20 protein-coding genes and 2 tRNA genes are annotated in these 21,795 nt (G+C 41.3%); 3 read left to right on the top strand and 19 right to left on the bottom strand.

Annotated features, from left to right (window positions below; all coding sequences use genetic code 11):
* Positions 1-114: 114 nt before the first annotated feature.
* From AYJ08_RS01720 to prfB, 7 genes are all read right to left on the bottom strand, one after another.
* Positions 115-1,302 (bottom strand): aspartate aminotransferase family protein, encoded by a 1,188-nt coding sequence (locus tag AYJ08_RS01720; RefSeq protein WP_064016347.1) that lies wholly within the window; start codon positions 1,300-1,302, stop codon positions 115-117.
* A gap of 22 nt (positions 1,303-1,324) precedes the next feature.
* Positions 1,325-2,161 carry an acetylglutamate kinase gene (argB, locus tag AYJ08_RS01725; RefSeq protein ID WP_064016348.1) on the bottom strand — a complete coding sequence of 279 codons (837 nt, stop codon included), beginning with the start codon at positions 2,159-2,161 and terminating at the stop codon, positions 1,325-1,327.
* Positions 2,162-2,229: 68 nt separating this feature from the next.
* Positions 2,230-3,282, bottom strand: a complete 1,053-nt coding sequence (argC, locus tag AYJ08_RS01730) for an N-acetyl-gamma-glutamyl-phosphate reductase (protein ID WP_064016349.1) — start codon at positions 3,280-3,282, stop codon at positions 2,230-2,232.
* 123 nt (positions 3,283-3,405) lie between these two features.
* Positions 3,406-3,759 (bottom strand): cytochrome c551, encoded by a 354-nt coding sequence (gene cccB, locus AYJ08_RS01735; protein WP_003344497.1) that lies wholly within the window; start codon positions 3,757-3,759, stop codon positions 3,406-3,408.
* A gap of 323 nt (positions 3,760-4,082) precedes the next feature.
* Positions 4,083-4,169 (bottom strand) — tRNA-Leu (locus AYJ08_RS01740).
* Positions 4,170-4,176: 7 nt separating this feature from the next.
* Positions 4,177-4,259 (bottom strand) — tRNA-Leu (locus tag AYJ08_RS01745).
* Positions 4,260-4,405: 146 nt separating this feature from the next.
* Positions 4,406-5,516 (bottom strand): peptide chain release factor 2 gene (gene prfB, locus AYJ08_RS01750; protein WP_156037942.1). Its coding sequence is split into 2 segments (ribosomal slippage): positions 4,406-5,434 and positions 5,436-5,516, totalling 1,110 coding nucleotides; the frame shifts between segments, so codons are not numbered across the junction.
* A gap of 187 nt (positions 5,517-5,703) precedes the next feature.
* Between prfB and AYJ08_RS01755 the strand changes: the two genes are divergently transcribed.
* A complete protein-coding gene (locus AYJ08_RS01755) occupies positions 5,704-6,444 on the top strand; it encodes a response regulator transcription factor (protein ID WP_064016350.1) in 741 nt (246 codons plus the stop codon).
* Positions 6,434-7,852: a HAMP domain-containing sensor histidine kinase gene (locus AYJ08_RS01760; RefSeq protein ID WP_064016351.1), complete on the top strand. Its 1,419-nt coding sequence runs from the start codon at positions 6,434-6,436 to the stop codon at positions 7,850-7,852. Before AYJ08_RS01755 ends, AYJ08_RS01760 begins: the two co-directional genes overlap by 11 nt.
* An 11-nt stretch (positions 7,853-7,863) precedes the next feature.
* Here AYJ08_RS01760 and cls read toward each other — a convergent pair whose 3' ends face one another.
* The 7 genes from cls to AYJ08_RS01795 all read right to left on the bottom strand — a co-directional run bounded on the left by cls (position 7,864) and on the right by AYJ08_RS01795 (position 16,761).
* Positions 7,864-9,318: a cardiolipin synthase gene (cls, locus tag AYJ08_RS01765; protein WP_064016352.1), complete on the bottom strand. Its 1,455-nt coding sequence runs from the start codon at positions 9,316-9,318 to the stop codon at positions 7,864-7,866.
* A gap of 88 nt (positions 9,319-9,406) precedes the next feature.
* Positions 9,407-11,881, bottom strand: coding sequence for an accessory Sec system translocase SecA2 (gene secA2 / locus AYJ08_RS01770; RefSeq protein WP_064016353.1), 2,475 nt, complete (start codon positions 11,879-11,881; stop codon positions 9,407-9,409).
* A 153-nt stretch (positions 11,882-12,034) separates the two neighbouring features.
* Positions 12,035-12,586, bottom strand: a complete 552-nt coding sequence (hpf, locus tag AYJ08_RS01775) for a ribosome hibernation-promoting factor, HPF/YfiA family (protein ID WP_031412985.1) — start codon at positions 12,584-12,586, stop codon at positions 12,035-12,037.
* 267 nt (positions 12,587-12,853) lie between these two features.
* The gene (locus AYJ08_RS01780) at positions 12,854-13,051 is read right to left on the bottom strand and encodes a cold shock domain-containing protein (protein ID WP_003334330.1); all 198 of its coding nucleotides are present in this window, start codon (positions 13,049-13,051) and stop codon (positions 12,854-12,856) included.
* A gap of 854 nt (positions 13,052-13,905) precedes the next feature.
* A complete protein-coding gene (locus tag AYJ08_RS01785) occupies positions 13,906-14,661 on the bottom strand; it encodes an OmpA/MotB family protein (RefSeq protein WP_064016354.1) in 756 nt (251 codons plus the stop codon).
* A complete protein-coding gene (locus AYJ08_RS01790; RefSeq protein WP_064016355.1) occupies positions 14,651-15,481 on the bottom strand; it encodes a motility protein A in 831 nt (276 codons plus the stop codon). The genes AYJ08_RS01785 and AYJ08_RS01790 overlap by 11 nt, the downstream gene beginning before the upstream one ends.
* Positions 15,482-15,642: 161 nt before the next feature.
* Positions 15,643-16,761: a DegT/DnrJ/EryC1/StrS family aminotransferase gene (locus AYJ08_RS01795; protein ID WP_064016356.1), complete on the bottom strand. Its 1,119-nt coding sequence runs from the start codon at positions 16,759-16,761 to the stop codon at positions 15,643-15,645.
* Between the two features lie 138 nt (positions 16,762-16,899).
* Between AYJ08_RS01795 and AYJ08_RS01800 the strand changes: the two genes are divergently transcribed.
* On the top strand, positions 16,900-17,460 hold the full coding sequence (locus AYJ08_RS01800) for an acyltransferase (RefSeq protein WP_064016357.1): 561 nt from the start codon (positions 16,900-16,902) through the stop codon (positions 17,458-17,460).
* A gap of 86 nt (positions 17,461-17,546) precedes the next feature.
* Here the strand turns inward: AYJ08_RS01800 and fliT are convergent, their stop codons facing one another.
* From fliT to fliB, 5 genes are all read right to left on the bottom strand, one after another.
* Positions 17,547-17,915, bottom strand: coding sequence for a flagellar protein FliT (fliT, locus tag AYJ08_RS01805; RefSeq protein ID WP_064016358.1), 369 nt, complete (start codon positions 17,913-17,915; stop codon positions 17,547-17,549).
* Complete coding sequence (fliS, locus tag AYJ08_RS01810; protein WP_064016359.1) at positions 17,915-18,307, bottom strand: flagellar export chaperone FliS; 393 nt, start codon at positions 18,305-18,307, stop codon at positions 17,915-17,917. The genes fliT and fliS overlap by 1 nt, the downstream gene beginning before the upstream one ends.
* A 28-nt stretch (positions 18,308-18,335) precedes the next feature.
* Positions 18,336-19,934: a flagellar filament capping protein FliD gene (fliD, locus tag AYJ08_RS01815; RefSeq protein ID WP_064016360.1), complete on the bottom strand. Its 1,599-nt coding sequence runs from the start codon at positions 19,932-19,934 to the stop codon at positions 18,336-18,338.
* A gap of 12 nt (positions 19,935-19,946) precedes the next feature.
* On the bottom strand, positions 19,947-20,303 hold the full coding sequence (gene flaG, locus AYJ08_RS01820) for a flagellar protein FlaG (RefSeq protein ID WP_003334318.1): 357 nt from the start codon (positions 20,301-20,303) through the stop codon (positions 19,947-19,949).
* A 236-nt stretch (positions 20,304-20,539) separates the two neighbouring features.
* Positions 20,540-21,784 (bottom strand): flagellin lysine-N-methylase, encoded by a 1,245-nt coding sequence (gene fliB, locus AYJ08_RS01825; RefSeq protein WP_064016361.1) that lies wholly within the window; start codon positions 21,782-21,784, stop codon positions 20,540-20,542.
* Positions 21,785-21,795: the final 11 nt, after the last annotated feature.

Genomic DNA, 21,795 nt, shown 5'->3' on the forward strand with positions numbered 1-21,795 from the left:
TGAATATATATTCGTTATTTTTGTATAATAATACATTCACTCCAAAAAAAATGCAACGATTTTTCTGAATAAAATCAAAAATCGTTGCATGATTATTTCTGATATCTGGCGATCTTACTTCTCTCCTGACTGCAAAATCTCTTTTAGCACTAGCACTAATTGGTCGATCTCTGACTTTTGTATGATGAGCGCCGGCAATAATCGGATAACGTTTGGACCTGCCTGTAGCAATAATACGCCTTTTTGCTGAGCCGCTTTTAGATACCCGCTTACCTCGCCAGTCATTTCTAAACCAACCATCAACCCGAGCCCGCGTACCCCTTTTATTTGATGGGGATATCGCTTGGCTATTTCTTTTAACGCATCAAGCAGGTATTCGCTCATAGCTTTTACATGCAATAATATGTTCTGTTGCTCCATCTCCAAAAGTGTTGCCATTCCTGCTGTTGCAGCTAATTGATTCCCTCCAAAGGTGGTCCCATGTGAGCCTGGAGAAAAGGCCGCGGCTACCGCCTCAGTTGCAAGCATTGCTCCTATTGGAAAACCACTGCCTAATCCTTTAGCCAGCGTAATCACATCGGGTACGATTCCATAGTGCTGATAACTAAACCATTCACCTGTTCGACCAATACCTGTCTGCACCTCATCTATCATCAATAAAATATCATTTGATTTACACCACTCGTACAATTTGGTCACGAACTCCGTTGATGCCGGATGAACGCCGCCTTCTCCTTGTACAAGCTCTAGCAATACGGCGCACGTTTGGTTTGTCGTCACGTTCTTCACTGCTTCTACATCTCCGTATGGCACAGTGATAAATCCGGCCGGCAAAGGATTAAAGCCCTCTTTTACCTTTTGCTGACCTGTAGCTGTTAACGTAGCTAGGGTTCTGCCATGGAAGGACTGCTCAAACGTAATAATTTCGAAACGATCCTCATTCTTAGTTTTTTGGGCATAACGTCGCGCTAGTTTAATCGCCGCTTCATTCGCTTCCGCCCCGCTGTTGCAAAAGAACACTTGATCTAAACCAGACAATTCAGTCAGTTTTTTTCCTAATTCCTCTTGCAGCGGATGTTGCGTTACATTGGAGCTATGCCATAAGGTATCTAGCTGCTGATGCAGTTTTGCTGATACGGCAGGAGGACAATGCCCCAGCGATGTCACACCGATACCAGATGTGCAGTCTAAATACGCTTTTCCTGTATGATCCCAGACCGTGGTGCCACTCCCTTTGACAATTGTAACATCCCAACGTGCATAAGTATTCATCACATGCATTTTTTCTGTATAAACAGCCATGAGCGATCTCTCTCCTTTTTCCCTAATCAATTTCTGTTGCAACGAAAGCCTGTGAGTCCTGTCCACGCGGCATCCCGGCCGAAATGGAAGTACCTACAGCTCTTCCTTTTACCAAACCATCAAGCGTTTCTGCCGCTCCCTTGCAAATAACAACCTCCTGAACCCCCTGAGCCAGTGCGTCTAAAGCTGCTTGAACCTTCGGAATCATTCCACCCGTAATCATTTGGTTCTGAATCATCATTTGGATGTCTTCAATCGTAACGCTTGGCAGCAATTGTTTTTCTCCTAGCTCATTCTCCTCCCAAATTCCCGGCACATCTGTAAGCATCAGCATTTGTTTCGCGCCCAGAGCAGATGCAATCGCCCCTGCTGCTGTATCTGCGTTGCAGTTAAAACGTGTGTTGCCATCCTCTGATACGGCAATAGGTGCCACGACTGGAATATAGCCATTCGCAAGCAACAATTGAAGAGGTGCTGGATTCACTGCTGTAATCTTTCCAACCAGTCCTAATCCATCCATTTTCTCTACTGCTTGCAATAAGGAACCATCTACTCCGCTTAATCCCCATGCTTTTCCCCCTGCATGCAATAGCTTTCGAACGACCAGTTTATTCATTGGACCGCTTAATACCATTTCCACGGCTTGCATGGTAGCCTCATCCGTTACTCGCAATCCGTTAGAAAAGATAGGCTCGATCTGCAATTGATCTAGCATTTGATTTATCGCCGGTCCGCCCCCATGTACAATTACAATAGATTTTCCTTCTGCTTGTAGGGTAGCAAGCTTGTTGTAGAAAGATTCAGGCAATTGCCCCAGCATGCTTCCACCGCATTTGATTACCATAACCTCATGTAGCATGTTACAAGTCTCCTATTCATAAGTAGTTGACCTAGAATACCTTGCTTCGCGCAAAACGTCACATATCACTACGGATAAAGAGCATGTTTAGGTAACCCCAGCGTCTCTTCAAATCCAAACAACAAATTCATATTTTGGATTGCCTGACCCGCCGCACCTTTAACCATGTTATCAATAACGGATAAGATGATAATACGACCCGTTCTTTCATCAAAATGAAGGGCGATATCGCAGTAATTTGTCCCAAGCACCTCTTTCGTGCGCGGATAGGACCCAAATGGTCTTACACGGACAAAAGGAGCATCCTGATATGCATGTTCATACAGCTTTTGTAAGCCTTCAACGGTAAAGCCTACGTCCTTACTTTTATCTATGAGAATATAACTAGTGGTCAAAATCCCTCTGGTCATCGGCACCAGATGAGGAGTGAACTGAATAGCTATCTCTTTCTTCGTCATTTGTAAAATTCCCTGCTCGATCTCTGGTGTATGCTGATGCTGCCCTACTTTATAAGCGTGAAAGCTATCATTTAATTCGCTGTAATGAACACTAAGCGACGCTCCACGCCCAGCACCCGAGACTCCTGATTTAGCATCAACAATGATACTGTCAGGCTTGATCCACTCTGTTTGGAGTAGCGGTAACAGGGAAAGCAGGGCAGCAGTTGGGTAGCAGCCCGGATTAGCAACCACCGAAGCTTCTCTTACTTTAGATTTGTTCCATTCAGGCAAGCCATAGACAGCCTGCTGCAATACTTCCTTCGTTGCTGGTGACTTCTTATACCATTCCTGATAAGCCTCAGGAGATCGGAGCCTAAGATCACCAGATAAATCGATAATCTTCACTCCCCCCTTTATTAAAGCAGGCGATATTTCAGCACTCACCCCGGCTGGTGTTGCTAAGAACACGACATCATTCTCCTGTGCAATTTTCTCTGGCTGAATCCCCTGTAGCATGGGTAAATCTGCACTCTGCAAATGAGGGAAGAATTCAGCCAATGATCTGCCTTCTGCTGAGCTAGAATAAAGACTATGTATGTATATCTCAGGATGCTGCAATAAGATACGAATGAGTTCAATACCGCTATATCCAGTGGCTCCAATAATCCCAATACGTTTCATCGCTCTCACTCCTAGATTTTATGCATAAATATACATTTATAATAATAAAAATTCTAATTGATTACAAATATTATTTTGGCTAAAAAGGATGAGATCCCAAGGACCTCACCCTATTCGTTCGTTCTATTTCTTTTCTGCTAGCCAAGCTGCAATTGTTTCTGCATCTTCGCCTTTAGACATGTTGGCTGGCATGCTGCCTTTTCCATTTTTAATGATCTCTAATATTTCATCTTTATTGTATTTGCTACCTATTGTTTCTAGGGAAGGACCGGTCGCTCCCTTCAAGTCCACACCGTGACAGCCAACACAACTGCTTTGTTTGAATTTTTCTTCTCCCGCTGATGCAGTCGCTGTATCTCCACTTGCCTTCTCTGCCGCCGGCTTTTCTTCCGGTGCAGGTTGTGATTGTTGTCCACCACAGGCTGTTAATCCCACAGCAAGCGCTCCTACCATCAATACAGTTGCTAAACGTTTCATTTTTTGAATGCCTCCCTTTCTTTGCAACTAAAAATAGGTACAAACGAGCAGTAGACTATATAGCCATTACCGTTTGTACCTGTGCTACTTTACTTCACTTGCTTCTCTGTTTTTACCATTAGCTAAGCTACATCCAAATTGGTGTAATTTGCTAAATGTAGTATATCATAGTAGTATGCGTTTTCTCAGCAACTGTATCAGTGTTCATAAGATTGTAAAACATTTTAGAAAAGAGCAATATATCAAAACTATCAAACTTAAAAAACTACGCAAAAACGAAAAAGCACTTTTGCATAATTGCAAAAGTGCTCACTGTTCTTATATGGTGCCGAAGACCGGACTTGAACCGGTACGGGATTACTCCCGACAGATTTTAAGTCTGTTGCGTCTGCCTATTCCGCCACTCCGGCAGATAAATGGTGCGGGTGGAGGGACTTGAACCCCCACGGTCGCCCGCCAGAACCTAAATCTGGTGCGTCTGCCAATTCCGCCACACCCGCATCGTGTTGACTTCTATAGTCTAACATAGCAATCTGGTAAATGCAATACTTTTTCTATTTTTTATTTCTAATTCTTTTCTAGTAAAAAAAGAGGCTGAAAAAACTAGCATTCTTCAGCCTCTTCTTCTGTTAACATGCACGCAAGCTTATTGTAATTGGGAACGCAGATAAGCATCAATAAATGGATCAAGCTCTCCATCCATCACTGCCTGCACATTGCCTACCTCCATATTGGTCCGGTGATCCTTCACCATGCTGTACGGGTGGAATACATACGAACGAATTTGACTGCCCCAAGCAATGTCCTTCTGTTCTCCCTGAATAGAAGCTAGTGTTTTCTCTTGCTCCTGCTTTTGAAGCTCGAACAACTTGCCTAATAGCATCTTCATAGCCCGATCGCGGTTTTTAATCTGAGAACGCTCGGTTTGGCACGTCACAACTATACCAGTTGGTAAATGAGTAATACGAACGGCAGAATCCGTCGTGTTAATATGCTGTCCCCCTGCGCCACTGGAACGGTACGTATCAATCTTTAAATCCTCAGTTCGAATATCTACTTCTTTATCGTTTTCAATCTCTGGTAGGACGTTGCACGATACGAAGGAGGTATGGCGGCGTCCTGAAGCATCAAACGGCGAGATACGCACTAATCGATGTACCCCTTTTTCCGCCTTTAAGTACCCGTACGCATTGTGTCCTTTAATTAACAGCGTAACACTTTTGATCCCTGCCTCATCACCTGGCAGATAATCCAGCGTCTCTACTTTGAAGCCTTTGCGTTCAGCCCAGCGTGTATACATCCGCAGCAGCATAGAACCCCAATCCTGCGACTCCGTTCCACCAGCTCCTGGATGCAATTCCAAAATAGCGTTATTTTTATCGTATTGATCGCTCAATAACAATTCTAGCTCAAAGTCCTCAAAGTTCTTTTTTAAATCCTGCGTACTCTGATACAGATCGGAAATAAGAGAACTATCGCCTTCTTCAATCACTAGCTCCAGCATCATCTGTAAGTCGTCATAAGAAGCATCCAGACGTCCCATCGTATCTGTCAGACTTTTGATCCCATTAAGCTCTCCAATGGTTTTTTGTGCAGCATCATTATCATCCCAAAAATCTGGAGCTAACATCCGCTCCTCCAATTCACCAATGCGCTCTAGCTTTTCTGGGAGGTCAAAGAGACCCCCTAATATCCGCCAGTCGTTTGGACAGACTAGCCATTTCTTGCTTTACATCAGCCACGTCGATCAATGCCATTCTATCTACTCCTTTAAAACTCATTTTCTTATTGTTTATTGTAGCTGAAAATAAGACAGGTGCAAACTTTCTAGGTTTTGTTGAAGATGAAATTTTATCTATTTCCTAAAAACATCACCACGTTTTTCCAAAACGTGTAGAATAGTGAGTAGTGTTTTACTTATAGACGTAGCGGAGGGAAAAGAGAATGAATCGGACAATCCTGGTTGCCGATGATGAGCAGGAGATAGTCGAGCTACTGCGGCTATATTTAGAAAAAGAAAACTTGCGAGTCATTGAAGCCTCAGACGGAGAAGAAGCCCTTCTCTGTATCCAGAATCAATCAATAGATCTAGTTTTAATTGATATTATGATGCCTAAGCTAAATGGTTTGCACCTGCTTACGCAAATACGTCAGGACTACACGCTCCCCGTCATTTTCTTGTCGGCTCGCAGTCAAGATCACGACATTATTTTAGGATTAGGCATGGGAGCAGATGATTATATTACCAAACCGTTTAATCCCTTAGAGGTCGTAGCACGAATCAAAGCACAACTACGACGTTCCTATCATCTGAATCCATGGAACGATGAAACAACACAGGCCCTATCCGTTCTTACTGTAGGCGATTTAACTTTACATAAGCAGCAATGCATCCTATGCAGGAATCAGGTGGAAATTCCTTTAACATCAACGGAATATAAAATGCTTGAGATGTTTATGGAGCAGCCCAATCGTGTTTTTACCAAACGCCAGATTTTTGAAAAGGTATGGGGCGATCCCTTTTACAGTGACGATAACACCATCATGGTTCATATTAGTAAATTGCGGGATAAGATAGAGCCGGACCCCAAAAAACCGCTTTATGTAAAAACAGTTCGAGGTCTAGGCTATAAACTGGTTCATTTTTCGTCCAATCAAAGAGGGTCAGCACACAATGAAACATAAAAAAATACACTCTACATTATTATGGAATTATAGCATCTTTATATTTATTATTAGCTCCATTTTAACGATAGCGCTCGGTTATCTCGTCTATCAAATCAACTCAAGCGTTGAACAAGGCTTATCTCCCATTTACCGGGCGAAGGACATCGTATCGGATGACTACGAAAATATTAGGGCAAATGCCATTTTGGAAAACGGGGGCTGGGTAGAAATCCTCAATTCTAACCACCAAGTCATCCATGTTATCGGTGTGAAAATGGATTCCATCTACAATTATACGGAGGAACAGCTCTATCAGTTTTTAGACAATACGGAGGAGCAGCTCTATTACTACTCCATTGCGCCATTTACCACCAAAAGTAATAAGAAATATATTTGCTTGGTCAAAATTCCCCGAGACAGCATTAACATTGACATTCAATACTTTAAAAATTTTGATCATACGGTATCTCAGGTCAGCAAGATTATCCTTAAATCATGTTTGCTCCTATTTGTCCCAATCATTATTATCATCTTTTTATATAGTCGGTGGACAGCTCGTAAAATTAGTGTTCCTCTTCATACGATCACCATTGCTATTAAAAAGATGATCGACGGAGACTATCAAGCTCGTATTCATCTAAAAGCAGAAAGTGAATTCGGAAAAATCCGTGATGCATTTAACTTTTTGGCAGATAAACTAGAGGCTACTCGCGCTGAGAAGGAAAAATTGGAAGAAAGCAAGCAACGTATGCTCATGGATATATCACATGATCTTAAAACGCCGATTACAAGCATTCAGGGATACGCCTCTGCCTTACAGGATGATATGGTGGTGGATGAAGAAAAGAAAAGGCGTTATTTGCAGCTTATTTATAATAAATCGCAGAGTGTAAATGCTTTGATCAATTCGTTATTTGACTTTTTAACACTAGATGATGGTCAGTATCCCCTCTCCATTCGTACCTATGATCTATGTGAATTCATCAGAGAAATTACAGTCGATTTTTTAGATGACATGGAAGAAAAACAATTTAAATTACATATTCAGGTGCCCGAATACGAAATTTTGTACGATTTTGATTACCGGCATATGAGCAGAGTCATAAGCAATCTCATTTCCAATGCGATTAAATATAACCCGACAGGAACGAACGTCCGAATTGCTGTTCAGGAACAAAGCGATTCCATCATCATTGAGATTGCAGACAATGGTACCGGCATTCCTGCCCATGTACAGCGTCATATATTTGATCCCTTCGTCAGAGGAGATCATTCTCGACAAACCGATGGAGGGACAGGCTTAGGCCTGTCAATCGCTCATAAGATTGTTAAATTGCACGGAGGTCTACTGGAATTGGATGAAAATCCTTTAGAAAAAACCGTTTTTCGTATTACTCTTATCAAACAAAAAAGGAGCCCAGAATAACATGTGGGCTCCTATAAAATGGCTGACAGTAACCGTGAAATAGATTCTTTTAATCGAATAGATAATGGACGTTGTCTATACTTTTCCAGTGTTAATTCAGATGAAAGCTCTATATCAGCTAAGAAATGTTTAGCCAATTGTTTAGCCGTATGGGAATGGTAGAGAAACGCATTCACCTCAAAATTTAAGCGAAAACTCCTCACATCAATATTAGCAGTTCCTACTGTGGAAAGCTTATCGTCTACAACAATCGTTTTAGCGTGCATAAAGCCATTCTCATAGGTGTATACCTTTGCCCCAGCTCGTAATAGCTCACCTGCGTTTGAATAAGTAGCCCAATAAACAAAGGGATGATCCGGTTTATTGGGAATCATAATTTTGACATCGACACCAGATAACGCTGCAATGCGCAACGCATCCAAAATACTGTCATCAGGGATTAGATACGGGGTCTGGATATACACATATTCTTTAGCCGTTACTATTAGTTTCATGTACCCATTTTTAATTTGCTCCCATTGTGAATCGGGACCACTGGAAACGATTTGTAGGGGAATATCCCCACGGGGAGCAGACGGGGCTTGATAATAATTTCGAAAGGCCATGTCTCGCCCAGATGCTTGCTTCCAATCTAGCATAAAGCGTGATTGCAAATCATCCACCGCTGAGCCTTGTATTCTTAGATGCGTATCTCTCCAATAACCGAAGGCAGGGTTTTTGCCCAGATACTCATCTCCAATGTTAAAGCCCCCAATATAGCCAATTTCTCCGTCAATAACAACTATCTTTCGGTGATTGCGGTTATTTGCGCGCAGATTTAGTAGCGGAATCTTGGAAGGAAAGAAAGGTTCAATCTGTCCACCCGCTTGCCTAATTCGACGTATCAACCCCTTAGACAGCCAACGCGACCCACTCTCATCGTACAGGACTCGAACCTCTATTCCCTCCCGTGATTTTTCGCATAATAGATCAGCCAGTCGATTGCCAAGCTCATCGCTTTTGATGATGTAATACAGCAAATGGACATGTTTTCTCGCCCGGCGAATATCTTCAAACAAGCGTTCAAATTTATGCAAGCCATCCGTAATAATCTCTACCTGATTATCTTGAGTCAGTAGTGCTTCATCATTGTTTAGATGTAAATACACTAAGTCCTGATACTCTTTGCCAACAGGGTCATGGAACTGGAGCTTCTTGGCTTTGAGCTGCTCCATCTGTTTAACTACCTCTCGCTTCATATAAGCATAGACATGCTTATCCCACTTAAAAATTTTCTTTCGACTTAAATTTTGTCCCAGCATAAGATATAAAACAAATCCAAGAACAGGAATAAACCATAAGATCATTAACCATGCCCATGTAGAAACAGGGGTACGTCTCTCTAAAAAAACAACCACGATGGCAAACAAAAAGTTTAATAAGAATAAAATTTTTAAGAGCCATGAGGTTATCTCAGCTGTTACCATTGTCTCCCCCATTTCAGTCTTATTGCTCTTATTATATGCGAAAAAAGCTGCCATTCAACTGAACAGCAGCTTTCTTGTCAGACCTGTTTTATTTTTTCTTTTTATCTGCACGGCGTTGTGCTCTGTTTTTTTGCTCTGGCTCAGATGCTCCAGCCTCATCAGATGGTCCGGACGTTTTTAACTTCTCAGCATCAATTACTTCCTGACGCTCGAGGTTTTGTCCAACCTCCGATTTCATGATATACAAGGATACTTCCTCTTCAATGTTTGCAATCATGCCTTGGAACATCTCATATCCCTCAAATTGGTACTCACGCAATGGATCAGTTTGTGCATAGGCGCGTAGGTGGATACCTTGACGCAATTGTTCCATTGCATCAATGTGATCCATCCACTTGCTATCAACAGCACGTAGAACAACCACTTTTTCGAATTCGGCCATCATATCGCCAATTTCTTCCTGACGTTGTTTCAATTGCTTATGAGCAATCTCTTTCAACATCTCCTCAATCTCTTCCGCTTCTTTTCCTTTCAGATTAGAAACCGTAATCGCATCCTCGAACAAGAATGTGCTTACGCATGTTTCAAGCAGACCCTCTAGATCCCATTCTTCCGGAATCTGTTCTTTCGGGCAATACGCCTGAACTATCCGCTCAATCACGCTATTTATCATGCCCTCAACGATATCATGTAGGTTATCGCGCTCAAGAATCTCTTTACGCTGCTTATAGATGACTTCACGTTGCTTATTCATTACGTCGTCATATTGCAAGACAACTTTACGTGCATCAAAGTTGCTACCCTCTACTCGTTTTTGAGCAGATTCAACAGCACGGGATACAAGACGGCTTTCAATCGGCATATCTTCTTCCATTCCGAGTCTGTCCATCATATTCATGATGTTGTCAGCTCCGAAACGGCGCATAAGCTCATCCTGTAGGGACAAGAAGAATTGAGAGGAACCCGGGTCCCCTTGACGACCTGCACGTCCACGTAGCTGGTTATCAATACGACGGCTCTCATGGCGCTCTGTACCGATGATATGCAGACCACCTATTTCAGGTACTCCTTCACCCAACTGAATGTCTGTACCGCGACCAGCCATGTTTGTAGCGATGGTTACTGCACCGAATTGACCCGCGCGAGCAACAATCTCTGCTTCACGTTCATGCTGCTTCGCGTTGAGCACATTATGCGGTACACCTTTTTGACGCAATAGGTGAGATAGTTTCTCTGAGTTTTCGATGGAAATGGTACCAACCAAAACAGGTTGTCCTTTTTTATGGCGCTCCACGATCTCTTTTACTACCGCACGATATTTGGCATCCTCGGATTTATATATCGCATCCGCCATATCTATACGTTGAATTGGGCGGTTTGTAGGAATCACAACTACGTCCAATCCATAGATTTTTTTGAATTCCTCTTCCTCAGTCTTAGCTGTACCGGTCATACCGCTCAACTTTTGATACATACGGAAGTAGTTTTGCAGCGTAATTGTTGCCAAGGTCATGCTTTCACTCTGTACTTTTAGCCCTTCCTTCGCTTCAATCGCCTGATGCAAACCATCACTGTAACGACGACCCACCATCAGACGCCCTGTGAACTCGTCTACGATCACAACCTCGCCATCCTGCACAACATAATCAACGTCACGTTTAAACAGAACCTGAGCCTTCAAAGCCGATGTAATATGGTGGTTAAGTGTAACATGGTTGGTATCGTACAAATTGTCCACGTTAAACGCTTTTTCAACCTTGCTCACACCCTCATCGGTTAAAGTAGCGATTTTTAGTTTTTCATCAATACTAAAATCCGTTTCAGGCTCCAGCCTTTTTACAAAATGGGAGCAAATATAATAAAGTTCAGTAGATTTATTAGCTGATCCGGAAATGATCAGTGGAGTACGTGCTTCGTCGACTAGGATACTATCCACTTCGTCAATGATTGCATAGTGCAAAGGACGTTGTGTCATTTGCTCTTTATAAAGCACCATGTTGTCACGCAGATAGTCAAACCCAAACTCATTGTTTGTACCATAGGTGATATCGCAGTTGTAAGCCTCTCGCTTTTGTTCAGCACTCATACCGTTTATGTTCAAACCTACTGTCATGCCAAGAAATTGGTACAGCTCACCCATAATCTTGGAGTCACGCTCAGCTAAGTATTCGTTAACCGTTACAATGTGAACACCTTTACCAGCCAAGGCATTCAAGTACGTAGCTAAGGTCGCTACAAGGGTTTTACCTTCACCAGTCTTCATTTCAGCAATGCGTCCTTCTTGCAGGACCATACCACCAATTAGCTGTACGTCAAAGTGACGCATCCCCAATACACGTTTGGACGCTTCACGCACTACAGCAAAAGCTTCGTTTAATATATCATTCAGCGTTTCTCCCTTTTCCAAACGGGCACGGAATTCCGCCGTTTTTTCCTTTAATTGGTCATCAGTAAGTAATGCTACTTGGGGTTCTAACGCATTAATTTTTTCTACACGCTTAACTAATTTCTTTAATTCACGTTCATTTGTATCGCCAAAAAGCTTCTTTACAAGCCCTAACATAGGGACACCCCTTCCACCGTTCCCCTAAGGGTACTTTCTAACAATCTATTTTACCAAATCTATAACAGTAAACACAAGTAAAGGAGTTGCCAATCGACAACCCCTTTACCACTTTTTGTATATATTTTTAAATTTTTTAATGATTGTATATGTTTATTTTGGTTCTATTAACCCGTATCGTCCATCATTTCGACGATAGACTACATTTACATCATTGCTTTCACTGTTTTCAAAGACGAAGAAGTTGTGGCCCAGAAGTTCCATTTGCATAACGGCCTCTTCTGAATCCATCGGTTTTAAGTTGAATCGCTTCGTTCTTACGATATCAAACTGTACGTCATCCTCTTCATCCGCTACAGCTACAGAGGAAGCTTCCATGTTTGGCATCGCTTTAGCCCCTGATTCATGACGCTGTTTACGGTTGATTTTTGTTTTGTACTTACGCATTTGACGCTCTAATTTTTCGACAACCAAATCAATTGCTGCGTACATATCGTCGTGAGTTTCCTCAGCTCGGAGAATAACGCCAGTCATCGGAATGGTTACCTCAATGGTTCCTTCTCCACGAAGCACGCGCATTGTCACATGTACCTCTACATGACCTAGATTGTCAAAATAGCGTTCGAGACGGCTTATCTTTTTCTCTACATACTCCCGAAGAGCTTCTGTAACTTGAATGTTTTCGCCACGAATATTGTAGTTCATGGACACAACCTCCTTCCGTCTATGCTATTTGTATTCTACATAGACGTAATTAAAACCTGCTGTTTCTTCTTTTTGTTTTAACAAAATTCGTGAAAAAAAGACAAAATGTTTAAAAATTTTCACTTGATTTTAATCTTTCGTCAACACAGCAAGTAAGGCTTGTCTCTATTTTAAACCTATTTTGATTTTTTTGAAACAAGGAATTGAGTGGAAATAAACACCAAAAACCCCCTAAGTTTCCCTAGGGGGTATTGATTATAAAATCAATTAGATTTTAGTAACGTTTGCAGCTTGAGGACCACGGTCGCCTTCAACGATATCAAACTCTACAGTTTGACCTTCATCCAAGCTTTTGAAACCTTCAGATTGGATAGCGGAGAAATGTACGAATACATCGTCGCCTCCATCGCGCTCGATGAAACCAAAACCTTTTTCTGCATTAAACCATTTTACTTTTCCTTGCATGTATTAAACATTCCTTTCATAAGAAAACTGTGGACTATTTGTTAATCCATGATCTGACTATACACCTTGCCTATGGTAAAGTCAAATGCTGGATTATCGACAAATTTCAACGTGGACTTTATTTTTTTGTTAAACCTCTCATCGCAGCCTTAGAAAGGCTTAATGTTACAAGCAAATAAGCCATTACTGCCGTAGTAAAAGCAGGAAAGCGCTCCCACATATTTTTGGCTAAACACATTTCCATATATGTAATTTTAGCAAAAAATGGAGTGCTACAAGAGACTCGACCTAGCGTTGAGAGACGTGGTCTTTGCCCTATAAACGCGGGAATTACGATACATTTTTAGCTATAATTACCAGTGTGGGGTTTGAAATTTATTTGGCTCTCGAAAACAAGCTTCCCCACCTACAGATATTGTCGATTAATTGTATTCTAGCTCGAAAAATTTCTTCAATCTTTATAACAAAATCATGTCACACATTGGACACATAAGATTTTTTTGCTTTTTTATTCTTTATCCACAGCTATAGCATTAATCTAGGTTCAACACTCGCTCACATAGCCGTCTATCCACTTCATTTCTTATGTCAATTATGCTTTAGCTTTGCCATCTGTGGGTAACCTTGCCCATAATTGCGCATTTCCACAAAGTTGTCCACATTATCCACAAGAAGTTGTGCACAAGAACTCGTTTTTTGTGTATAACTCTGAAAAAGCATTTCTTTCTTGTTCACCACAGCTTTTTTGTCTTATCTATAAATAAAAAAGACCTCCTATTGCTCATCTCAAAAAGGAGGTCTTATAAAGAAACATATATCATTCACTAATATGAATAGTTATGCTGATCACACCATCATTCTGTCTGCTCGCTTAGTACAGTAATTTCCACACGGCGATTTTGTTGGCGATTTTTTTCTGTTGCATTCTCTACAAGAGGCTTTGTTTCTCCAAGGCCTGCGACAATGAATCGTGCTGGAGATAACCCTCGTTCTTGAACAAATTCCTGCATAACGGCCTTTGCACGCGCAAGAGATAGATCCCAGTTAGCGACATACTGGCTTTTTGTAATAGGAGTGTCATCGGTGTGCCCCTCAATTCGCACTTGATGAGGAAATTTTTGTAATACGTCAGCTAACCTGTCTATGACTTTTTGACCATCTGGAGCTAAATCGGCTGATCCGCTAGCAAACAACAAATTTTCCGGTAAACGGATCATCACTCCATCGCTTTGCTCCACAAAGGGGATATGGAACTCCTGCAAGGCCTCTCCCACTTTTTCCTTCACTACCTGCATATTTCGCTCTACTAGTTCGTCTTGTTGCCCGGCACCAATCGCCATGACATCACGCTTTGCAGACAGCTCGCGAATTTCTGCTTCCAATGCTTTCTTTTTCATTTCAGCTATGGCTTGCTCAGCTTTTGCTATTTCGGCCTTTTCCGTCGTTTGAGATGCCTTCTGCTGAAGCTCTTGCTGTTGTTGCTTGACCTGAGCCGTATACATCGCCGCAATGATAATGACGATTATAAACAGCAAGGTAATTAAATCACTGTAGCTTAATAACCAGCTTTTCTCTAGCTCCTTTTCATCATACAGACGATCATCCTGCATACTCGCTCTGCCTTTCAATAATTCCTTTCATGCTGCCAGGCATTTTTAAGAGCACTAGCTTTTGATCAGCAGGTAAAAAGGAATTTAGTTTTTCAAACAAAATTCGTGGTGTTTCCATGCGCTGTAACCCTACGCATCCTTCAATATAAAGCCGCTTTTCAAACATTTCCTGATCATGGATATCCATTAACCGATAGTAACATGGCAACGCCAACAGATTGGCTAGCAAGGCTCCATACAAGGTAGCTACCACCGCTGTGCTTAGGCTCTGGCCTGTCTGCGTAAAATCGGACAGGGTTTGTAATACTCCTGTCATCCCCAATAACGTTCCTACAAGCCCCATTCCAGGCGCCAGCAGGGCAACCAAGCGAAACATTCCGCCCATTTGCTGGTAGCGATGCTGTTCACCCTTGCACTCGTTTTCTAAAATCATCCGAAGTTCTTGCTCCGACACACCTTCGATCGCCAGCAACGCCCCTCGCTGAACAAATGAATCGGGCTCGTCCATCAATTCTTTTTCCAAGGAAATGTAGCCTTTCTCTTTTAAAACAACCGAGTATTGATAAAAACGCTTGATCGTCTCTTCAATGTTATTTTCTCTGCCGTGGACCAATAACCGAAATAAATGTTTGATTTTAATATGTTTACGCTTAATAGCATACGAGATAATGACAGATAACCCAACTATTTCAATTGCCGCCGGATGTAACAGTTGACTTGCACTTCCATTTAAATAAATGGTATGTATTAAAATCAACAGAATAAATAGAACAAGTAACAACGAACGATTTCTTCCCGCAAAAAATGTTTTTACATTCATGTTAGTAACCTCACTTGCCCAAGCATGTATTTCTGAACGAATTCATTATAGCAAATGAATATCCAGAGTTAGATGAAAAAGTAAAAAATATTTCTACTGTCAAAAAAAACAAAGAAAAAAGCGAACCCCTGCTTTTCACCAGCAAGTTTCGCCCCTTTGCCCTATCCTACTTTAGCCATGAAGCTCTGTATTGCATGTACTACCCTCTGTTGTATTTCTAAGGTAATACGCGGCCATATCGGCAAACTTAACGCCTCACCTGCCGTTTGCTCCGTAACAGCTAGCTTAGGCTGTTGTGTTGCTTGGTACACTGGCAGTTGATGCACAGGAGTAGGATAATATAACATTGCACCAATTCCTTGTTGATGCAGATAACGGTGCAATTCATCGCGTAAGCCATGTTTCACCCGTATCGTGTATTGATGATACACATGCTTGGCATATCCTGCTACCTTTGGCGTCACAATGCCTGGTACGTCTTTTAGCATCTGATTGTATTGCTGGGCAGCTTCTCTTCTTGCTTCATTCCATTGGTTAATATAAGGTAGCTTCACACGTAAAATACAGGCTTGCAATTCATCTAAACGCGAATTGTAACCTGTAAGTTCATTTTGATAAGGAATCAACGAGCCATGGGTACGTAATTTGCGAGCTATCTCTGCCAGTTCATCGTTATCTGTGGTTAACATACCTCCATCACCATATGCTCCCAGATTCTTGGTGGGATAAAAGGAAAAACATCCAAAATGCCCAAAGGTTCCAAGCTTCTTGCCACAGTACTCTCCACCAAATGCCTGTGCGGTGTCCTCGATAAGCCCTAATCCGTATTGTTGTGCAATCGTAATCATCGGTTCCATTTTAGCCGCATGTCCATATAGATGAACAGGAATAATTGCTCTGGTCCGCTCGGTAATTTTGGACTCTATATCAGCTGGCTCTACATTGAATGTATCTGGGTTAATCTCAGCAAACACCGGCGTCGCTCCGACTAGCTCAACAGCTTCAGCCGTAGCATAAAAGGTAAAGGAGGGGACGATCACTTCATCTCCTGCTCCAATTCCCAAAGCCCTCAACGCGATAAATAACGCATCCGTACCTGAATTTAACGTGATTGCATGTTTGCATCCCAAATAGTCAGCTACTTCCTTCTCAAACGTTTTTCCCTCGTTACCAAGTACGAAATGGCCCGAACGCAGCACTTCCTGGACAGCACTGTTAATCTCATCCCAAAGTAATTCTACCTCGTCCGTCAAATCAATGATGGGTATCCTCACGTTCATTCCCCCTCGCATCCGTAATTAAATCCCTCTATTAGTAATACGTTAAGAAGAGGTGCATCGTGCAACATCTGAGTAATTTGCGGAAGGAAAAAATAATCCTTTTCCAAAAAGGGAAACTGATTGACGAGGGGGCAAACTATGTCTCACCAGACACATGAAAATGTCTTTATTCACCCAACAGCAGAAGTGTCTAAGCAAGCCATGATTGGAGCTGGAACGAAAATCTGGAACAATGCACAAATTCGAGAGCAAAGTACAATCGGCAGCCAATGCATCATTAGTAAGGATGTTTACATCGATCAAGGGGTAAAAATCGGGAATAACGTCAAAATTCAGAATGGTGTTTCTGTCTATCAGGGGGTCGAGATTGACGATAATGTATTTCTCGGACCCCATATGACATTTACGAACGATTTGTTCCCACGCGCATGCAATAGCGTTTGGAAAGTGGTGCCGACCAAAGTCGAGATAGGAGCATCCATAGGAGCGAACGCCACTATCGTATGTGGAACAACCATCGGGGCCTATTCTATGGTAGGAGCAGGCTCTGTGGTCATCAGGGACGTAGGGGCTCATCAGCTTGTGGTAGGAAACCCTGCTCGTATGATTGGTCTTGTTTGTTATTGCGGTGAGAGAATTGAATACCACAAGCCTTGTCAGGCTTGCGGTCAAAGTATTCCATCAGATGTGATGCCATAAATTCTTTTTGGCTCACCAAGAGCTTTAGCAAGAAACAAAATGGTCGATTGCTCGACCATTTTTTCGTGTTAAAACTAGCATATATCTTAATTTTTTTTGTCAAAGAAAGCTCCATAGGCAACATGAGTCGTTTCACCAGCGTACTGTTTGTTTGCTACTTTCGCCTTGTTTACCTGTTGTAGCTGTTCTTCAATTTTTGCTTGCTGCTGGTTCATCAGAGAAAGGATTTCTTGATCAAGCTGATAGCTTTTCTGCAATAATTCCTTTTCCTGTGCTTGTAGGTCTATGCCTTGTGTTTGCAGTTTGCCTAAGTGCGTAATTTGCTCTTCTCGCTGTTCAAGGACGGAGTTCCACTCATCAGGGTTCGGCTCTTCATCATGCTTCAGGATTTCCATTAGTTTTTCAGTAAGGATAAGGATATTGCTCGCTACATCCATCGCAGAAACATTCGTCATTATATCTGATTTCCTTCTGGCTGCCTTCTCGCAATCAGCATTGCCTGTTTCCATGTATCGCGGAATTGCACAAAAAACTCTTCTACCTCCGTGATAATGGCGCCGTCCTTTTTCAAATTCGCTTCAATTGTACGATTATACATATAATCATACATCAGCATAAACTGCTCAGAAATTGGCACTTGTTGATCTAACGTAACCATTAATTCTCGGATAATATCCTGTACCTTAATAATGCTCTGATGAGCTTTTTGAACGTCCTGTTTCTCCAAAGCCATCTTTGCTTCTTTACTAAAACGGATGCCTCCATTGTACAGCATTAACGTAAGCTCGCCTGGCGAGGCTGTTTTCACTTGGTTCTGTTGATAGATCTGTGCAGCCGTCTGATTCATGCATTCCCCTCCTTATTCCTCAAAACCATTACGCACCGAATTTAGATAACAGGTTCGCGCCTTGAGCATTAAGCTTATTAATCGCTTGCTCCATGGCAGAGAATTTTTTCCACAAATTCGTTTCTTTATCCTTTAGTTTCTTCTCCCAGACATTAATCCGAGTGTTGATATCTCGGATATCCCTTGAAATTAGACTATTATCACTGGTTGTACCTGTCCGACCCGCTTTTTCCCCAATTTTTTTCATAGCAGCATTCGTCTGACTATAAATACGTTGAGCAAGACCTTGGGTTTTGAATGAATCAGATCCTGAAGCAATCCCGCTACCATTTGTGAAGAGAGCAATTACTCTTTCCTGATCATTTGACAAGGCATCTTTAAGCTTTTCTTCATCAATGTAGATCTTACCGTTTTCCATGTAATCAAACTTACTGCCCAGACCATCGGATTTCTTTGGACCGATTCCAATGCTAGCAAGTGTATTTTTTGGCGGTTCTACTCCTTCTACAGGAGTATAGAACGAGCTGCGCATCTGTGTGAGCACATTAGATAAAATACTGTCGCTTTTTAACAGACCGCTTTTCGCTTTCTCTTCCCATTTCTCGACTTGTTTTTCTTTCATTGCTTCTTTTTCTTCATCAATAAGCGGGTAGAAATCGCGGTACACTTTTTCTGTCAGCTTGTTATTAAATTGATCGATTACCTTGTTGTAGGTGTCGACGAACTCTTTGATAGCAGTCATAACTGACTCCGTATCTTTGGCTGTAGTAATGACTACATTTTTATCACCGACACCGATATTATCTTTAAAAGTAAAGCTCATACCATCAAAATCAAGTGTGTTTTTGGAATCTAGTGCAAATTCAATACCATTTACAGTCGCTTTTCCGGCTTGTTTTACGATGCCTTTAAAAACTTGCGCTCCAGAAAAATCATTAGTAATAGGGTCTTTATCATTAGCACTTTGTTTGACTTCACCATTCTCGATCTTAAGCTTATTATCTGTGCTGCTAGTTGTAATTTTAATAGCTGATACTAGTGATTTATTTTCATCAGTTGGAGGTACCTGAGATGTGAAAACGATAGATTTGTCCGTATTCGAATAAAAAGCTTTAACGCCGGTCTTACTGGACTCACTATTAATTTTATTTAAAACCGACTCAATTGTGTCTTTTTCACCTACTGAAATGGTGACTTCGTCTGAGCCATCATTACCCTTCAGTGTAAAATCAAAGGAACTATTTATTTCTGTACTACTATCCTTGATAGCGTCGTCAACCTTAAACTTCACGGAAACACCAGTACCTGGTTTCGCAAGCTGAACATTAGATACATCGTACTGGGTTGTAGAATTCTTCTTTGTAATACTTGCTGTTACTTTAGCGTCATCAGAAGAAGATACTTTTTGCTTTGTAAAATCTGAAGTCAGACGCAATTTACTTACTTTGTTATTTAGATCTAGCAATAATGCATTTTGCTCACGATAGCTGTCGCGCGTCCATTCTTCTTTTTGACGCTTACGAAGCAATTTCTCCATTGGAGATCTTTCTGCCTTCATTAATTTTTGAATCATTGTTTCAGTATCAATACCTGAAGCTATACCAGATAATCTCAAAGGACCTGCCATTTTGAACCCCTCCTAAATTTTTCGATCAACCATAATACCAATTAGTTCGTACATTTGGGCAACTGTATCCATCATCTTTTTAGATGGGATCTCTCTGACGACTTCATCAGTCTGATTGTCAATCACCTGTACATAGTACTCACCTAATTTTTCATGTAGATTGAATTTTAAATGCGTTTCTTTGGCTTGCATAAATTTATTTAAAGCTGATATTTCCTTTTGTAATTCTTTTTGAAAAGCATCCTTATGCTCAATAGCTTGCACCACATCTTTTTCTGTTGAAGGCTTCGGTTTTATAGTAGCATCTAATGGTGGCTTGGTTAGCTCTTGAGGATTCGAACCTGCATTTCCATTTTGACGAATTTCCACAGTAATCCCTCCGTCATCTTCATCTTCTATCTAAAGTATCGGCATATTGCTGGTAGAAATTGAGCGGTAGCGCTCTTTTCCTCGTTAAAATAAAAAAAGAGACCTCACAAATGAGGATCTCCTTTCGTTCAGATAGATATGGTCATCAAAATAATAACGAACAGCCATTGAGCAAGCTGATTGGTTTCTACTATTTGGATAGAGCTACAGCTCTGTATGACTTTTGACTTTATATTTTAATTTTTGATTAAAATGGACATATATCCCATTGTGGTGAACCCATTTTCCTCCAACAAGCCTTTCATTTTCGTTAAATAGGACTGATTATGCTCGACAGCTCGTCCAAATGATTGAATAAGCTTCACAACATGGTCTGTAGAAAACGCTGTTTTATGGTGTCTAGACATTCCGATTAACTGCAATTTAATCAATGCATAACGAATAACGAGCATAACATATTCTTCAAAAATATCTTTATCAAGAGCAGTTGGGAAGAGCTTGGAAAACACATGATTTACCAAATAATTTTCTAAAATATACTCATGATTCTGCATGAATGGTTGGTAATGGTTTTCATAAGCGTCTATATATCTAGAAAGGGTACCTTCCTCTTCGATACCCTCGAAATGCTCAAGTCCCAACAAGCACTCCGTATAACACTCTGTATAGCGGTCATGAACTCCACCTTCGAAGAAACGCTGATCCGTTAATTTTTTAAGCAGCTTCATCTGAATGGTATGATTAACAGGTACATCGGCAAACATTTGATCAATGGTCCCGCTTTGCAGCATATTGGTATAGGAACCTATAAGCTGTAAAACTTGATCTACCTCAGAATTGTTCACATATTCTTGAACCTTTTGAAAGAATAAACCTAAAAATAGTAAGCGATCCTCAAACTTATATTGTCGGTATTGCAAGACTTGAATCGTAAAAATTCGCAGTTCCCAGAAGTATTTTTGGAGTTTCTTCCCTTTTATTTGCTTAGAGGTATTAATATGGCCAGAGAAGTTCAAGCCTATCTCAACACTCTCTAATTGCTCTTGAAATCCTATTCCTTCTGGGTTAAGAAGTGCTAATCTCGCTATTTCTGGGCAGGAGATCGTTGCTGCTCGCTCAACAACATCATTCACATTGTTCCAAATACGAGGATAGATTTTACAGGTGTTACAGAGATAATCTTCCCCTTTTTTTAGTTGGATACGACATAATTTCTGTTCGTTCAGAAACACACAGCTATTTGAAGAATCCATCATAATTTTGGCATAATTACTTGATGAAGCCTTAGAGCGAACTCGTTTTATATTCCGATCTATAATTGGTGACAATTCTTCATCTTTCAAACGTTTATATTTCTTATACATATCCTGGTCAACTGTGACCTTCCATCCAGCGCAACAAGTATCCTCACACTCTGAACCGATGCATTGGAATGATAGCATATACTCCGGCACAAGCGTTTTCTTAGTTGTTGTCGACATTTGCAGATTCC

Source organism: Brevibacillus sp. SKDU10, from assembly GCF_001645205.1.
Classification (GTDB): domain Bacteria; phylum Bacillota; class Bacilli; order Brevibacillales; family Brevibacillaceae; genus Brevibacillus_B; species Brevibacillus_B halotolerans.

Bases quoted from the DNA above. Each gene is read 5' to 3' on its own strand.
- cccB (WP_003344497.1), bottom strand. From the start codon at position 3,759: ATGAAACGTTTAGCAACTGTATTGATGGTAGGAGCGCTTGCTGTGGGA.
- AYJ08_RS01720 (WP_064016347.1), bottom strand. From the start codon at position 1,302: ATGGCTGTTTATACAGAAAAAATGCATGTGATGAATACTTATGCACGT.
- AYJ08_RS01800 (WP_064016357.1), top strand. From the start codon at position 16,900: ATGTCTCACCAGACACATGAAAATGTCTTTATTCACCCAACAGCAGAA.
- AYJ08_RS01780 (WP_003334330.1), bottom strand. From the start codon at position 13,051: ATGCAAGGAAAAGTAAAATGGTTTAATGCAGAAAAAGGTTTTGGTTTC.
- fliB (WP_064016361.1), bottom strand. From the start codon at position 21,784: ATGTCGACAACAACTAAGAAAACGCTTGTGCCGGAGTATATGCTATCA.
- AYJ08_RS01795 (WP_064016356.1), bottom strand. From the start codon at position 16,761: ATGAACGTGAGGATACCCATCATTGATTTGACGGACGAGGTAGAATTA.
- secA2 (WP_064016353.1), bottom strand. From the start codon at position 11,881: ATGTTAGGGCTTGTAAAGAAGCTTTTTGGCGATACAAATGAACGTGAA.
- argC (WP_064016349.1), bottom strand. From the start codon at position 3,282: ATGAAACGTATTGGGATTATTGGAGCCACTGGATATAGCGGTATTGAA.
- AYJ08_RS01760 (WP_064016351.1), top strand. From the start codon at position 6,434: ATGAAACATAAAAAAATACACTCTACATTATTATGGAATTATAGCATC.
- argB (WP_064016348.1), bottom strand. From the start codon at position 2,161: ATGCTACATGAGGTTATGGTAATCAAATGCGGTGGAAGCATGCTGGGG.
- cls (WP_064016352.1), bottom strand. From the start codon at position 9,318: ATGGTAACAGCTGAGATAACCTCATGGCTCTTAAAAATTTTATTCTTA.
- fliS (WP_064016359.1), bottom strand. From the start codon at position 18,307: ATGAATCAGACGGCTGCACAGATCTATCAACAGAACCAAGTGAAAACA.
- fliD (WP_064016360.1), bottom strand. From the start codon at position 19,934: ATGGCAGGTCCTTTGAGATTATCTGGTATAGCTTCAGGTATTGATACT.
- AYJ08_RS01790 (WP_064016355.1), bottom strand. From the start codon at position 15,481: ATGAATGTAAAAACATTTTTTGCGGGAAGAAATCGTTCGTTGTTACTT.
- hpf (WP_031412985.1), bottom strand. From the start codon at position 12,586: ATGAACTACAATATTCGTGGCGAAAACATTCAAGTTACAGAAGCTCTT.
- AYJ08_RS01785 (WP_064016354.1), bottom strand. From the start codon at position 14,661: ATGCAGGATGATCGTCTGTATGATGAAAAGGAGCTAGAGAAAAGCTGG.
- fliT (WP_064016358.1), bottom strand. From the start codon at position 17,915: ATGACGAATGTTTCTGCGATGGATGTAGCGAGCAATATCCTTATCCTT.
- AYJ08_RS01755 (WP_064016350.1), top strand. From the start codon at position 5,704: ATGAATCGGACAATCCTGGTTGCCGATGATGAGCAGGAGATAGTCGAG.